Here is a 16,669-nt window from a genome sequence, read left to right as displayed (position 1 = left end):
GGAATATCGTCTAATACTTGATTCTTAAATGAAAATACTATTATTCTTACTCCTCGTTCTGCAATTTTTGAAAGCTCATCTTGAAATCTGATTAAATTAATATCAGTATTTATATATACTTCTTTTTTTGCTTCTAAAAGTAATTGTTTTATTTTTAGTGTTACATTATCATATCCTACTATATTAATATATCGTTCTTCCACATCACATGTTTCTAAATCTTTTAATTTATTGGTTAGTAAATCTGTTGTTTCATTGAATTCTTTTTTAATTTTTTCCATTAATACTGATGGATTTTCTGCTTTATAAACTTGAGAATCTCCTGGCACTAAAAATATAACGCCCTTTTTATATAAATTATCCAGTGTAGAATACACTGATGATCTCGATATATTTAAATTTTTAGCAATTTTGTATCCATTTGAGCTTGAATTTTTTAACAAGTCGATATAAACTGCTGCTTCAGTTTTTGAAAAGTTTAGTTTTTCTAATAATCTTATTATTTCATCCATAAGTATTTCTCCTCTTTAGTTTATATTAATATTAATTTCTTCACTTACTAAAAGTGTATCCAAGTTATTCACTAATTCATTAAGTTCTAATAATATATCTGTACTATTAGCTGAAGCCAATTTTAATATAGTATCAGTATTTTTCCTCATATCTTTAGGAGCTTTTAAATTATTATCTTTAATAATCTTAAGAAGCTTTTTTTCTCCTGGATGTGGTATTTCGTTTACTGCAAATATAATATCAAAATAACTTGCAAAAAATCCTGCAATCCTGTGATTTACACTTACAAAATCCTCTCTCTTTAATGCTTTTTCTATTTGATTATAATATGCTGGCATTTGTTTCATTAATAACGGATAATTCTTTTTTATTATATTTTCTTTTAATTGTTTTGGATAATTTATTTTGTATTTATTTTGTAGAGCATTTAATTCATTTCTTTTATCATATAATATTATCGAATTAATGAAATTACTCCAGAAACAAGTTGTATATCCAACATCCGCTTCACATTTTAATAAAGTTCTACTTAATAAACCATCAATCCATCCTAGATCCCTATATATAATTTCTACTTCTACATTGTTATCCTCTAAGACTCCATCATCTTCTGTTTCCCAAAATGTATTATTTAGCTCTATATAATTAAAATATTTGCTCGTAATTTCTTTTCTCTTTTCTAAAGTTATTTCATTGATTGTATAAATATAAATGTCGTAATCTGATGCCTCATCGTTAGTTTTCATTGCATGTGATCCAGCTAATAAAATCCCCTCAACTTCTTCCAGTCTTGAAAAATCCTTGACTAAGTCCAATACATTTCTATCAATACTCATAATTCTCACCTCTATATAAATATAGTAGTACATCTAGTACTACTATATTTATATTAACTATTTATGCATTAATTGTCAATCTATTCAACACAAACTATCGTTGGTAATAGAACTCTTGCGACCAGCTTATTTCTAGTATCTCACCAAATAGCATCTACTCCATTTATATAAATATTTTAGCATTCTCTATTTATTATTTTTACAATATGTATGAACTTTTATAACAAATAAATAAGCTACCTAAAAAGAGAATTTAAATCCACTTTAAGATAGCTTCTGTTATTTCAATAAATTTATGGCAATTTATTGCCTGCTGCTAAATATATTTCATACCATTCTTGCCTTGTTAAATTTACATTTGATGCTTTAGATATTTCCTTAATACGCTCAGAATTCATAGAACCAACAATCGTTTGTATTTTTGCTGGATGTCTCAAAATCCATGCAGTAGCTATAGCAGTATTAGTTACTCTATACTTCTCTGCAATCTCGTTAATCTTCTTATTTAGTTCCGGGAATTTATCGTTATCTAAAAATACTCCACCAAAGAATCCATATTGGTATGGTGACCATGCTTGGATTGTTATATCTTTAAGACGACAATACTCTAATATGCCTCCATCTCTATCTATTGAAGCATCGTTTTTTATATTCATATTTAGCCCTGCATCAATCATTTCAGTATGCATTATGCCGAATTGTAATTGATTGATAATTATTTTATTGTTTAAATATTTATTAAGCAGTTCTATTTGCATTGGAGTATGGTTACTCACTCCAAAATATTTTACCTTACCACTTTCATGCAACTTAGAAAAGGCTTCAGCAACCTCCTCTGGTTCCATAAGAGTATCTGGACGATGTAATAATAGAAAATCAACATAATTTGTTTGTAGTCTTTTCAAACTTGCATCTACTGATTTTAAAATATGTTCTTTTGAAAAGTCATACATTACTCCGGGTACAATGGAACATTTAGTTTGGATAATCATTCTTTCTCTAATAGATGAATTCAAATTAATTGCATCTGCGAATATTTCTTCTGATTTTCCTCCTCCGTATATATCTGCATGATCAAAGAAATTAATTCCTTCTTCTAATGATGTTTTAATTACTTTCTCTGCCTCACTCTTTTCAATTCCTGACATTCTCATACAGCCAAGTCCAACTGCTGAAACCTGAATTCCGCTATTTCTAATATTTATATTTTTCATCTCTAACACCCTTTCTTGTATATTCAGCTTTTATTTTTTAGTTTAATTAAACTCACTATTTATTGATTATTTATTATATAAATTGTAGACTTCTTCATCATAAAAAACTTCTACTCATCTATACTTATATAAGTGTGATTCTCCTCATGTACTCTCTCCATTAAATTTTACCGTCAGCAATAGATTGTTCATGCTGACTGATCCAATTATATGAATCCTTTTTATCTCTTGTTAGAAGTAAATATAAAATTTCTATAACAACCATCGCAGATATTCTTGAAAAGCTAAATTCATCTAAAAATAATTTTTCCCTAGTTGATGTATTAATATGGTATTTACTCTCATTAGCAACTGGTGAATTTTCATGATTTGTTATAGATATAGTAGTTGCGCCTCTTTCATTGGCAATTTCAAGCAGTGTTACAAGTTTTGTTGATGATCCGGAATTAGATATAACTATTACTACATCTTCTTTAGTTAATGTGTAAGCAAATGCAAGTTGTGTCTCCCATATAGTATTAGTCACAGATGATATCCCTAGTTGATTAAACTTATAGGTACCATCCATTGCTACTGGTATTGTATTTCCTACCGCTGCAAATTGAATAATTCTTGCATTTCTAATTGCACTCAATATCTTTTTTATATTTTCTTCATTCATCATTGAAATGGTTTGCTTTAGTTCTTCAATCTTATTTGCTAATATATTTTGAAGGGATTGAGTTATATTATTAGAATCTAAATCATTAGACACATTAGTATCATTTTTTCTTACCATTTCCTTAGCAATATTTATCTTTAGATCGTAGAACCCTTTTAGGTCACACTTTTTGCAAAACCTAACTATAGTCGCTTCACTAACATTACTTTTAGTCGACAATTCCGAAACTGTCATTTCAATAACTTGCTCTTTATTATTTATAATGTAATCGGCAATTTTCTTTTCTGCTTCATGCAAACTTTTATAAATAGATAAGATTTTATCTAGAACGCTTTTCTCTATCTCTTTCACTTTTATAATTACTCCCTTTTTTCTAAAATCCTTTTTATAACTTCTTATAATATCCTAATTAATTACTCAAAAGAATATTTTAAACCCCATTGCTTTCTAACCTCATCCATTATATTCATTACATCAACAGATAATCCTAATGTATCATTGCTATTTTTCTTTAAAATGCAGTTGTTTATATCTTGAACTTCATAGATTAGTGCTTTTGAAATATCCCCATCTTCTATAATTTCCACACTTCCGTCAGGGTATGTGATTGTAGCCTTATCTGCTCTTGGGAAATTTTCGACAGTTATATAGCCTAATTCTCCACATACAATTCCTCTCTTTGGTTGTTTTGCCCTCATAGTTAATGAAACTACTGCCATTTCATCATCTACATTTTTGAGTATTATACCTGATTGCTCATCTACTCCAGTTTCAAATTTCTTAACTGTAGTTAAAATTTCATCTGGTTGGCTAGAAAGAAAATACCTTGTAAATGATAACGCATATGTTCCTATATCTAAAAGCGCACCGCCAGCCAAATCTGGACTAAAGAATCTATTTGTAACATCATATTCTTTAAGGCTTCCAAAATTAACTTGTATCATTTTTATCTTTCCTAGTTTCCCTTCATCTACGAGCTTACGTAGCTTTTTATATAACGGCATGTGATAAATCGTCATCGCCTCAGCTACAATTAAGTTCTTTTCCTTTGCTAACTCAACTATCTCCGCTAATTGCTTTCCATTTACAGTAATAGCTTTTTCGCAGAATACATTTTTATTATTATTAAGACTCTTCATTATATATTCATAATGATTACAATGTGGCGTTGAAATATAAACTACATCAATTTCTTCATCTCTTAGCATTTCATCATAATCTCCATAGGCCTTCTCTGCATTGTATTTCTTAGCAAACTCTTTTGCTTTTTCAATATTCCTTGAACCTACTGAATATAGGCTTCCATTTACTTCATTTATAGCTCTTGCGAAATCTTCAGCTATTGTTCCTGGCCCTAGTATAGCCCAGTTTATTTTATTCATATCCTTCACCCCACGATTTTTAATTTTAAAGTTTCCTAGAATTAAATTTCTGTATGTTTAATATTTTGAAATCACCCTAATCCCCTGTTCACTGGCAACAATTACTTTTGTTATGACATTCGTAAACAACGATGTTTCTACAACCCCACAAATGTTTATTAAACTATTATTAAGTTCATATACATCTTCCACATTGTTAAATGACACATTCATTAATAAATTTCCATTATCACTTATAGTAAAACCATCCTTTATATCACTGGTTCTAGTTACTGATTTACCTCCCAATGCTAATACTTCTCTTTCAACGTACTTTAAAGAATCTTCTAAAATTTCGAGAACTACAGGAGATTTAAATGATAATTCTTTTTCTACCTTGGCTTCATCAACAAGAAGAATATATTCTTTAGCCATACTAGCTATTAATTTTTCTTTAGTGTGGATACCTCCACCACTTTTCAATGCATTTAGGTTTTCATCCACTTGATCACATCCATCAAAAGCAACATCAACCTTATCCACAAAACCAGTGTGAAGAACCTCTAACCCATTTTCGATACAAATCATCTTTGTTTTTGTTGACGGAGTAACTATCTTAACCTTAATATTTCCCTCTTTTATATATTCTATTAAGTATGTAATAGTTCTACCACCACCAAGACCCACTACCATTCCATCTCTTATATATTTTATAGACTCTTTGGCGCATATTTTTTTAAAATCATTATCATTCATGTTAACCATCCTCCTTATACACCATTATATTACTATAATAGTATGATAGTTTTATTTCGTCAATATAATTAATTACGAAATATAATTTCACAAGAAATTATATTAATTTTTATAGATTTTACAAAATATAAAAAATGATGCGTTAAAGTAAAAATACACTTCAACGCATCATTTTTAGATACTATTTATTTTTAAATATATCTTGTATACTTTTTAAGAACTTTAGCGATTGGTAACGCTACTAATCCAATAACAATTTGAGTTACATTTCCGGGTATAGATGCTACTGGCGATATCCAATTTCCATAAAGGATCCCCTCAGTTATATAGTATCCAACTATCATCCATCCACCCGATACAATAATTGCAAAAATATTATACATAAGGTTATTTCCTTCTTTATTTTTACTCCATGTGATAGCTCCAACCATATATCCCATTATTCCTCTTACTACAAAAGTAAATGGTGCCCAAAGTGCCCATCCTGATGATAAATCAAAAATTGCCATTCCTACTGCACCAGCTATAGCTCCCTTTTCTTTCCCAAAAACTATTGCTGAAACAAATAGCATTACAGTTCCTAAGTGTACTAATCCTCCACTAGCTAAGATTGGTAGTCTGATATTAATAAATGCAGTTGCCACAAATACTAATGCTGTTAATAATGCTGTTTCTACCATATCCTTTGTTGTAAATTTACTTTTTCCTTTACTTAATTCCATAATTTTGCCCCACCTTTATGTATTTATTATTTATTTTTCATCAACAAACTATGTTTTTCAAAAATTAATATTAATTTGAATATTATCGTAATACTCTAAATTTTACTCTTTTAAGTATTTATTAAATAATCTAATTAATTCATTATCAGTTTTAAATCCCAAATCTTTCAGCCCATTATCAATTATGTTTAATGCAAAAACCATCTTTTCTTCCCTTGCATTTTCCCCCATATGTCCTATTCTCAAGATAACATCATCATAAGGTTTTAACGAAGTTATAATTAAGGTGTTATACTTACATAGCATATGACTTTTAAGCTTTAATGCACCTATGCATTCAGGTATTTTAACAGCTGTAACTGTATTAGAATATCCTTCTTCTAAAAATAGCTCAAGACCGTACTCATCAATTGCTTTTCTTGTAGCATTCGCTATTTTTTCATGCCTATTAAGTACATTTTTAATTCCTTCTTCTAAAATATTATCAACGGCTTTACTCAAACCCATAATATCACTTATTGGCATTGTATAAGGGAACCATTTATTTTCATAATAATTTTCCCATATATTTAGATTACAATAAAAACCTACTACTGGAGTTTTCCTATTTTTCATGGCTTCTTTAGCTTTTTCACTAATACTAACCATAGTTAATCCAGCCGGAGCTGAAAATGCTTTTTGCGATCCACCTAAAGCTATATCTATTTTCCAATCATCCACCTGTATATCTTCACCAGCCATTGCTGAAACAGAATCTACAACGGTTATAATTCCATACTCATTTAGCATTGGACATATCTTAGATAAATCATTTAAAACTCCTGTTGGCGTATCGCAGTGAACTATTGTTGCATACTTAAAATCATGATCTTTTTCTAAGAATTCTTTTAATTTATTTATATCTATAGCTTTGTTGTAATCATCCGAAAAATATACCCCTTCTCCTCCGTACATTTCTACAAAGTCTTTAAATCCTCTTCCATAAATCCCATTGTCTAAAACAAGCACTCTATCTCTCTGTTCAGTAAGTGTGGCACATGCAGCTTCTAATCCTAAAATCCCCTCCCCACTTAATATGTATACTGGATTTTTAGTCTTTATTATTTTGCCGATCTTATCGCAAGTATTCTTATAAAATTCTACAAATTCTTCATCAACATCAGGATTTGTAGTTGCTTTAGCTCTTTCTAATCTTACATTTTCCTTTACACTTGTAGGCCCTGGAGCATAAACAAATTTATCGTTCATCAAAGTCCCCTCCTCTTTTTCTCAGATTTTAATACTAATAAAATATCACACAAAATAAAAAAAGTAAATTGTATGGATACAATTTACTTTTTTTATATTAATATTTCATCTATCTCATAAGCCGCAATTATCTTACTAAAATATCATTTTCCCAAATTAGGAATTATAACAAATTACAGCTACACCTGAATTTATATTATTATACACTGTTTTTGCAACATAGTATGGAGCATTTACACATCCGTGAGAACCATCTGTCTTATATATTTCTCCTCCGAACTCTGATCTCCAGTTTGCATCATGAAGCCCAATATTTCCATTAAACGGCATCCAGAAACTAACTGGTGCTGCATAGTCTTCACCTCTTAGCACAGTATCTTTCTGTTTGTAGTAAAGTCTATAAACTCCTGCTGGTGTTGAGTGCCCAGCGTTTGCATTACCTGTAACAACATCACCTTCTACTACTAAGTAACCATCTTTGTAATACCACAGGTGCTGCTTAGTCATATCTATTTCTACAAAAGTACCTCCAACGTTTCTAAAATAACTAGCTGCTGAAGTTTGAGCATATATTGGATGCTTTTCTATAGTTTGTCCATTTTTTATATTTTCTATTAACGCACTCGTTTCAGCTTCTCTATTTATTATCCAGCTATGATTATTTCCATCGTAACCTCCACTAACTTTTATACTTGTCCCCAATAATGATGTATAGGCATCTGCTAAACTATCTACATATTTTCTCACAAGTGGTTCATAAAGGCTTACTTCATAGTCTTCTCCAATAATTATCCAATCTTTTATTGCCAATCCATCTAAAGTTCGCGTTTGTCCTGCAAAATTATAAGTTATATTAGCAGATATATATCTATTAAGCGTCTCTTTAGCGCTAACTATTTCCGAAGAAGTTGTAACAAACTTAGGCTCTTCATAACACTTTAATTCTTCCAAATTTATTTCTGTCTCTCTGTTATTAATAGCTTTTACTATATTTTCATATAAAGCGCTCCTATTTATGCTATTTCCATATATCTCCTTGCAAATTACAAAGCTGTTATTTTCATAAACTAGCTTAGCATTTTGAGATCGGATCACTTTACTAGTATCAAAGCATTGAAGTTTATTTATGCGTTCATTTAATAAATTTTCATCATAAGAAATTCCCTCAGGGACTGTAGAATCATATTTCAAGCTTATCTCAGCTCCTGTAATCTGTTCTTTTATGCCTTCCTTTTCTTGTAATGATAAAGTATAATCTTTAGCCGACTTTTCACTAAAAGTTTTAGCTGAGACATATGTTACATTACTAAAAAAGACTAATCCAAAAACAAACAAAGTAAATAAAGAAGTAATAATACCTCTTACTATATTATTTAACCTATATTCATCCGTCTCCATAATAACCTCCTGTTAATATTAAAAATACCCTATTCCTAATATCTTATAAGAACTCCATCCGTTCTCAACACTTTACAATCCATGTATTCTATGTGACTATTCCCCCTTTACAATCGTCTATAACATTGGGTATTTTATCTTTTTAAAAGCTACATGATAATTTGTACATTTAGTATTATACAATATTTTCCATAAATAACGCAATTATATATTTTATTCTTTCACGATATTATTTAATTTAATAAAAAGGTATGGCTTATTAACCCATACCTTAATTCAAATGCTTCAATTAAATTTTATTATTTATTAATTATTTTTTACTTAATAATCTATTTTTTTGTTATTAAATGCCTAATAATCTATCAATGGTATCAACAAGTTCACTTACCTCAGGTTTACTCAATTGAGCATCCGCCTTAACAGACTCCCCTTTATGTCTTAACTCTTGTGTAATTAATGATGAAAATATTACAACAGGTAATTTCTTTAATTTTTCATCTTCTTTTATTCTTCTTGTTAACGTAAGCCCATCCATCTGAGGCATTTCAATATCTGTAATAAGCAGTTGTGCTTCTTTAATAAAATTCTCTCCGCTTTCTTCTACAAGCCCTCTTAGATAGGCTAACGCCTGGCTTCCATCATCAAAAATTCTCAAATTTTTAAATCCTGCTTTTGTAAGAGTATCTTTCAAAAGTCTTCTAATCAAAGCCGAATCATCAGCTAATACTAATCTTATATGTGATCTATCTTTATAATCTACCTGGATAAGTCTATCCTCACTAATTCCAACGCTTGGACAAATATCTGTAACTATTTTTTCAAAATCTAACATAATTAATACTTTACCATTTAAAAGAATATTTCCAACAGCTAATGAATTTTCTGATAAGTCATCTGGTTTTCTTATTTCGCTCCATTTAATACGATGAACCGCTACTATATCATCGATATTAAACGAAACTTTAATCTTATTGAATTCACAGACTATAACTTTAGATCCAAGATTTAAGGCTTCTCTCTTACTTAAAACATATTTTAAATCAATTAAAGTAAGAATCTCATCTCTACACAAAATTAGTCCGGCTATTTCTGGTTTAGGGTCTGGTAATTTAGTTAACCCACTCTTTGGCATTTCTATTACTTCTTTAACTTTAACTACATTAATTGCATAATGATTTCCGTTTGCAATAAATTCAATAATCTCTAATTCTCCAGTACCTGATTCTAATAATATATTGTTATTCATAATGCCTCTACCCCTTACTTAAACTTTATATAATTCCTAACTTTTATTGACTAATAGAGAAACATATTTCTACTCTTTTCAAAAGTCATAATAGTACTAAAAATGTATTTTTCATTTGATTCATAATAGAATGTATATATAAAATATAACATAATTATTATTGATTCTCCAACAAAACCTTTACTATATTATCGATAGCATATTATTTTTCTTTATATAACGGTATTGCGAAGAATTCGAAATATAAAAATACTTGTAGTTTAGCGATACTTTAATGTTACTTCTATACAATCGAAAGAGAAAGATTTGCAATCTTTACTACAATTCCAATATAAATTAGGTAGGTATCTGTGGAATCCTTAAAGTTATAGCAAAACAAAGAAATATAAGACATATATGTGGAGCAGGTATAGAAAAATAAGCTGTCGGAATATCTTACCGAAAAATCGTTCCACTTCAAATTGTCCTGCGCTTGTCACAGGAGCATTTAGAAGTGGTGCAACTTTCCATTTAGATATTCCCAGCGATATTTTTCATAATCCTGAGGAACATATATGTCTTATATTTCAGCTATTTACTGTTTAACTCTAAGTATTTCATAATACCTTTATAGAAAAAACTACTATTCCTATAATTGTTCACCATTAGTTTCTATAACTTTTTTATACCATCCAAAACTCTTTTTCCTACTACGTTTTAAAGTACCATTTCCTTCATTATCTTTATCAACATATATAAATCCATATCTTTTCTTCATTTCTCCTGTGGATGCACTTACAAGGTCAATACATCCCCATGGAGTATAGCCCATAAGTTCAACACCATCAATAATCACTGCATCTCTCATAGTCTTAATGTGTTCTCTTAAATACTCAATCCGATAATCATCTTCAACATATCCATTCTCATCCGGAGTATCAACAGCTCCCAATCCATTTTCAACTATAAATAATGGCTTTTGATAGCGATCATATAAAGAATTTAAAGTGATTCTAAGCCCAAGAGGATCAATCTGCCATCCCCACTCACTTGCTTTTAAATATGGATTTTTTAACGTAGCAAATACATTACCTTCTGTTTGCGCATTTACTTCTGGATCAGCGCTGGTTAGTCTTGATGCATAATAACTGAAAGAGATGAAATCAACTGTATTATTTCTTAATAATTCTTCATCCCCTTCTTCCATTTCTAAATAAATATTCATTCTTTCAAACATCTTCTTTGCATAATTTGGATACTCTCCACGAGATTGAACATCAATAAAGAAATAGTTTTCCCTATCCTTTTCCATAGCTTTCCATACATCTTCAGGTGCACAAGTATTCGCGTAAGTATTACCTGCAGCTAGCATACAACCAATCTTAAATTCCGGATTTATCTTATGCGCTATTTCGGTAGCCTTTGCACTTGCAATTAATTGATGGTGTGCCGCCTGGTATTTTATAGCTTCTTCATTTTCTTCTTCAAAAACTAATCCAGCGCCAATGAAAGGTAGATGTAGTAACATATTGATTTCATTGAATGTAAGCCAATATTTTACTTTGTTTTTATAACGTTCAAATATAACTTCACATAATCTTTCATAATAACCTACCATTTTACGGCTTCTCCATGAACCAATTGTCTCTACAAGATGCATTGGCACATCAAAGTGAGTTATTGTTACTAATGGTTCGATCCCATATTTAAGACATTCATCAAAAACATTATCGTAAAATTTTAGTCCTTCTTCATTTGGAACTTCATCATCTCCATTTGGAAATATTCGAGCCCATGATAAGGATAAACGAAAAGTCTTAAATCCCATTTCTGCAAATAAGCCTATATCTTCCTTATAATTATGATAAAAATCAATTGCCTCATGGCTTGGATAATAATGTTCCTCATCAGATTTAAACATCTTCATTTTTCCAAGCATCACTGGAAAACGGTCTTTACCTGCAGGAATCACATCAACTGTAGATAAACCTTTGTTTCCTTCTAAATATCCGCCTTCACATTGATTTGCAGCAGTAGCTCCTCCCCATAAAAATCCATCAGAAAAACCTTTTGACATAATCATTTCCTCCTCATGTGTCATATAAATTCAGTTACTTCATTATTACTAAAATTCAAAGCATAAGACAAATTTCCTCTTATGCTTTGAATTCTTATTTTTTTAAATCATGACTCTTAGCAAATCTTCATTATAATCAACAACTTTTTTATCAGTTTCAATAACATCTAAATAATTATCAGAATTAGTAATAACTACAGGTGTTATTAAAGAATATCCCTCTTTTTCTATAGCTTTAACATCAAATTCTAACAATACTTGCCCTTTCTTTACGCTCTCTCCTTGTTTTGCCTTAGGGTAAAAATGTTTTCCTTCTAATTGAACAGTATCCATTCCCACATGAATTAATATTTCAGCACCATTAGTACTTGTGATTCCTAATGCATGACCTGTTGGGAAAAATGTTGTCAAAACTCCATCTACAGGAGCAACTATTTTACCTTCAGTTGGTGATATTGCTATACCTTTTCCGAGTGCTCCTTTTGAAAACGCTTCATCTTTTACTTCCGATAAAGATTTAACTTCACCTTTTACTGGACTCACCAATATTTCTTGCTTAACTAAAGGATTTACTGTGTTTGAATCGTTCATACTTTTACTTGAATCTGCATCATCTTCAAGCTTTGTAAAGAACATCAATATAAATCCAATCAAGAAACCTGCTATCATGGCAACTATTGAGCCATAGAAACCACTATCCATTCCATTTGGACCAATATAACCCGGTATTCCAAAAATACCCAAGCCTCCTACCATATATATATTAGAACCCATAATTCCTAATATTGCACCACCTAGTGAACCTCCTATACAACTCAAAATAAATGGTTTTTTACGTGGTAATGTAATACCATAGATAGCTGGTTCTGTAACTCCAAAAATTCCTGAAATAAATGCTGGTATACATAATGATTTTAACTTAGTATTTTTTGTTTTAAGTAAAATAGCTCCTACTACACCTGTTTGAGCAAATGAAGCTGCAAATATAAGTCCGAGAATTGGATCTTGATGTAATACTGTTAGATTATTTATTGCTATAGGAATAAATCCCCAATGTAATCCAAATATAACAAATACCTGCCAGAAAGCACCCATAAATAACCCTGCAACTACTGGACTTAAACTATAAATGGAAAGTGTTAAAGCACCAAGTAATTTACCTGCCCAAGTTGCAATAGGCCCTATAACTATAAAGGTTAAAGGAACAATAACTAGTAATGTACAAAATGGAACTAAGAATGCTTTAACTACATCAGGAATTACCTTTTTAAATCCATTTTCAATTTTAGCACCTACATATGTAGCTAAAATAATTGGTATAACACTTGATGTATAACTCATTAGTATAACCGGAATTCCTAGAAAAGTTATATAAACTGGTGATTCAATTAGTGTACCCGCAAATAAAGTATATAGAGGCTGAGCTGGAGGCACTGTTAATCCTGCTAATGATGGATAAACTAATGCTGCACCTATTGCCATACCAATAAATTTATTCGCTTTAAACTTATTGGCTGCTGTATACCCTAAGAAAATTGGGAAAAAGTTGAATAAACAGTCTCCAGTTGCGTTTAAAATTTGATAAGTTCCATCAGTGGTGTTAAGTATATGCAAAGCTATGAATAATGCATTAAATCCTTTGATCATTCCTGTTGCAGCTAGTACTCCTAGAATCGGAGTAAATACACCTGATACAGTATCTATAAATTTATTAAATGGACTCATTTTTTCATTTGAATTATCTTCTGAAGCTGTAGCAAATCCACCTACAGCAACAACATCTGCATATACATCTGGAACATGATTTCCAATAACTACTTGATATTGTCCGCCACTTTTTACAACTGTAACAACACCATCCATATTCTTCAATATATCAGTATTTGCTTTACTCTCATCCTTCAATTTAAAACGCAAGCGAGTAATACAGTGAGTTAAGCTATTAACATTTTCTTTTCCACCGACATTCTTTATAATGTCTTTTGCTAATTGTTCATACTTCATAATATATTTCTCCTTTATTATATATTTTTATAAAAAAACGAGACCTAATATAGATAGACATAAATTTTCTATCCATATTTGGTCTCGCCTGCTTTACCAGTAACAATCCAACATTTTATATTTATTTATCTTTGAGTTACACGTTGAATGTGTATAGTTAGATATAATTGTTCTTCATCAGATAATTCTTTCTCCAAATACTTCTGTATTTTCAACATACACTCATATGCTTTTTTATATTTGGTTCTAACTTGCTTTAATAAAAAATCATCCTCTTCTTTTTCCATCTTTTCATTTTTATTTAGTCGTTGAAAGAAGAATCTTAAATGTGTAACAAATCTCTCATAATTAAGAGATTTTTCATTAAGTGCAATATTATATGTGTACTTAATTATATTTAATATATCTTGTATCATTTTTGTTTGATGGGCAATATCTTCTACTTTATTGCTGGAATTATTAGTTTGCGCATTTATTAAATGAAGAGCTATATTACCAGCTTCATCTTCAGGTAATCTTTTATTGGTCTCATCTTCAATAAATTCTAATGCTTTTAACCCTATTTCAAATTCCTTGGGGTAAAATTTCTTAATTTCCCAAATTAGCGCATTAGGACGATTAAGTCCCTCCTCAAATAATTTTAATGCATAACTAATATGATCAGTTAAAGTAACATATATATAATCATTTAATTCAACACTTAATATATTGTTGGCGTATTCAATAATATCGTAACATAGTGAAACATGTTCTGTAGGAATATCTTCTAATAATAATTTAAATTTCTCTGAGGCATCTTTTTGTTTTAGTATAAAAGTTTTTTCAATTAGATTTTCATCTACTTCATCTCCTACACTTTTTTTAAATCCAACTCCACGCCCCATAATAACAATCTCTTGTTTTTTTGAGTCTTTAGCCAAAATAGCATTATTATTAAATATCTTTTTTATTATCATTCCTATCCCCCAATCACTATGTATTATATATTAGAATATAAAAACCCTAATTAATCAAAAGAGAACTATTCATATCTCTTCTCATTAATTAAGGTTTCGCCTGATCGAATCAGTAACAATCACAATATTTATATGTAAGCGTTTAATTTATATTCTTATGATATCTTATTTTATATTTATTGTCAATATTTTTTGTAAAATAAATTTTATCTTACAAAATCTCAATTTAAAGGTATTGTGAAGCATCCGAAATATGAAAATACTTGTATTAAGGGGTTATTTAAAGTTTACTTCTAAGCAACCGAAATGGAATATATGTGGAGTCAGGCATTGAAAAATAAGCTGCTAGAATATCTTAATGGGAAGTTGTTCCACTTTTGCTTGTCTTGTGCTTGTCACAGGAACACGCAGAAGTGGTGCAGCTTTCCATTTAGATATTCACAGTGAAATTTTTCACAGTCCTGCGGAACATATATGTATTCTATTTCGGTTGTTCATTGCTTCACTTTAAGTGCTTCACAATACCTTTGAAGTATGTAGTTTCCATTTTATTGCTTCATTTGAAGTAATCTATTTTTTAATTGTTCCTCAATGTTTTGTAATTCCGCTTCTGCAGCTTTACGCTTTTGACGTCCTTCTGTTTGTATTCGAAGTACTTCATCAAGAGTTGAAATTAACGATTCATTAGTTGTTCTAAGAGTTTCAATGTCAACAATTCCACGTTCCGATTGTTTAGCTGTTTCTATTGTTGACATTTTAAGTGTTTCTGCATTTTTACGTAAAAGTTCATTTGTCATATTTGTTACTTCATTTTGAACCTTAGCAGCATTATTCGAATGCGCTACTCCAAGAGCGAGCACAATTTGACTTTTCCAAAGAGGAATAGTATTAACAATAGTAGATTGTATCTTTTCTGACATAAGAGAGTCATTATTTTGAATCAAACGAATTTGTGGTGCCATTTGAAGAGATATCATTCTAGTTAATTCTAAATCATGAATCTTTTTTTCAAATCTGTTGCAGAGTGCTACAAGATCATTTGTAGCTTGCGCATCCTCTGGAAGACCACTTATTCTTGCTCTTTCTGCTAACTTAGGAAGTTCTTCTTTTTCTAATTTTGCAAGCTTCTTTTTTCCTGCTAAAATGTACATGGAAAGTTCCTTAAAATATACTTTATTAATTTCATACATTTTATCAAGCATAGCAATATCTTTTAATAGTTGTATCTGATGATTTTCAAGACTGGTACAAATCTTATTTATGTTTCCCTCAACTTTATCATACTTTGCTTTCATTTGGGAAAACTTTTCTGTAGTCTTTTTGAAAAGTCCTAAAAATCCTTTTTTCTCATCTACGGACTCAAAATTCTTCAGCTCTACTACTACATTAGTAAGCATATCGCCTACTTCTCCAAGATCCTTAGTCTTCACATTACCTAGAGCTGTTTCAGAAAAATCTGCAATTTTCTTTTGTGCACCAACTCCATATTGTAGAATTGAATTTGAGTTAGTTACATCTATTTTTTCTACGAACTGGTCTACCATTTTCTTTTCTTCATCTGTTAAAAAACTATCATCGATAGCGTCTACTGCTTTCTCTTCCTCTTGTACCTTAACAACCGAGGCTTCCTCCTGGAATGGCTCAAATGTTAAGCTTGGAGTAATATCAATATTTTCTTTAAACCCATCATTCATTTTC

General features: G+C 30.2%; 14 protein-coding genes (1 of these 14 only partly in view). All 14 read right to left on the bottom strand.

Annotated elements, in window-relative coordinates; genetic code table 11:
- On the bottom strand, positions 1–512 hold the 5' portion of the coding sequence (locus tag D2A34_RS24350) for a TrmB family transcriptional regulator (protein WP_079442349.1). 268 nt of this gene lie to the left of the window's left edge; 512 of the gene's 780 nt are visible here — the first part of the coding sequence; it begins with the start codon at positions 510–512; its stop codon lies off the left edge, out of view.
- A gap of 15 nt (positions 513–527) precedes the next feature.
- Positions 528–1,349, bottom strand: a complete 822-nt coding sequence (locus D2A34_RS24345) for a DUF4037 domain-containing protein (RefSeq protein ID WP_119368172.1) — start codon at positions 1,347–1,349, stop codon at positions 528–530.
- Positions 1,350–1,642: 293 nt separating this feature from the next.
- Positions 1,643–2,563: an aldo/keto reductase gene (locus tag D2A34_RS24340; protein WP_079442352.1), complete on the bottom strand. Its 921-nt coding sequence runs from the start codon at positions 2,561–2,563 to the stop codon at positions 1,643–1,645.
- A 160-nt stretch (positions 2,564–2,723) separates the two neighbouring features.
- A complete protein-coding gene (locus D2A34_RS24335; protein ID WP_079442353.1) occupies positions 2,724–3,575 on the bottom strand; it encodes a MurR/RpiR family transcriptional regulator in 852 nt (283 codons plus the stop codon).
- Positions 3,576–3,637: 62 nt separating this feature from the next.
- On the bottom strand, positions 3,638–4,606 hold the full coding sequence (locus D2A34_RS24330; RefSeq protein ID WP_079442355.1) for a Gfo/Idh/MocA family protein: 969 nt from the start codon (positions 4,604–4,606) through the stop codon (positions 3,638–3,640).
- Positions 4,607–4,663: 57 nt separating this feature from the next.
- Positions 4,664–5,341, bottom strand: coding sequence for a ribose 5-phosphate isomerase A (gene rpiA, locus D2A34_RS24325; RefSeq protein WP_079442356.1), 678 nt, complete (start codon positions 5,339–5,341; stop codon positions 4,664–4,666).
- Between the two features lie 191 nt (positions 5,342–5,532).
- Positions 5,533–6,063 (bottom strand): ECF transporter S component, encoded by a 531-nt coding sequence (locus D2A34_RS24320; protein ID WP_079442358.1) that lies wholly within the window; start codon positions 6,061–6,063, stop codon positions 5,533–5,535.
- A gap of 102 nt (positions 6,064–6,165) precedes the next feature.
- Positions 6,166–7,311, bottom strand: coding sequence for a pyridoxal-phosphate-dependent aminotransferase family protein (locus D2A34_RS24315; protein WP_079438873.1), 1,146 nt, complete (start codon positions 7,309–7,311; stop codon positions 6,166–6,168).
- 156 nt (positions 7,312–7,467) lie between these two features.
- Positions 7,468–8,709, bottom strand: coding sequence for a L,D-transpeptidase family protein (locus D2A34_RS24310; RefSeq protein ID WP_079438872.1), 1,242 nt, complete (start codon positions 8,707–8,709; stop codon positions 7,468–7,470).
- Positions 8,710–9,052: 343 nt separating this feature from the next.
- Positions 9,053–9,955 carry a chemotaxis protein gene (locus D2A34_RS24305; protein WP_079438871.1) on the bottom strand — a complete coding sequence of 301 codons (903 nt, stop codon included), beginning with the start codon at positions 9,953–9,955 and terminating at the stop codon, positions 9,053–9,055.
- Between the two features lie 628 nt (positions 9,956–10,583).
- A complete protein-coding gene (locus D2A34_RS24300; protein ID WP_079438870.1) occupies positions 10,584–12,011 on the bottom strand; it encodes a 6-phospho-beta-glucosidase in 1,428 nt (475 codons plus the stop codon).
- A 102-nt stretch (positions 12,012–12,113) separates the two neighbouring features.
- Positions 12,114–14,015 (bottom strand): beta-glucoside-specific PTS transporter subunit IIABC, encoded by a 1,902-nt coding sequence (locus D2A34_RS24295; RefSeq protein WP_079438869.1) that lies wholly within the window; start codon positions 14,013–14,015, stop codon positions 12,114–12,116.
- 125 nt (positions 14,016–14,140) lie between these two features.
- Positions 14,141–14,971, bottom strand: coding sequence for a BglG family transcription antiterminator LicT (gene licT / locus D2A34_RS24290; RefSeq protein ID WP_119368171.1), 831 nt, complete (start codon positions 14,969–14,971; stop codon positions 14,141–14,143).
- A 548-nt stretch (positions 14,972–15,519) separates the two neighbouring features.
- Positions 15,520–16,665, bottom strand: a complete 1,146-nt coding sequence (locus D2A34_RS24285) for a toxic anion resistance protein (protein ID WP_119368170.1) — start codon at positions 16,663–16,665, stop codon at positions 15,520–15,522.
- Positions 16,666–16,669 lie beyond the last annotated feature (4 nt).

This window comes from Clostridium chromiireducens, from assembly GCF_003575225.1.
Classification (GTDB): Bacteria; Bacillota; Clostridia; order Clostridiales; family Clostridiaceae; genus Clostridium; species Clostridium chromiireducens.
The sequence above is the reverse complement of the archived record's forward strand: the minus strand, read 5'-3'. Positions and strand labels throughout refer to the sequence as shown.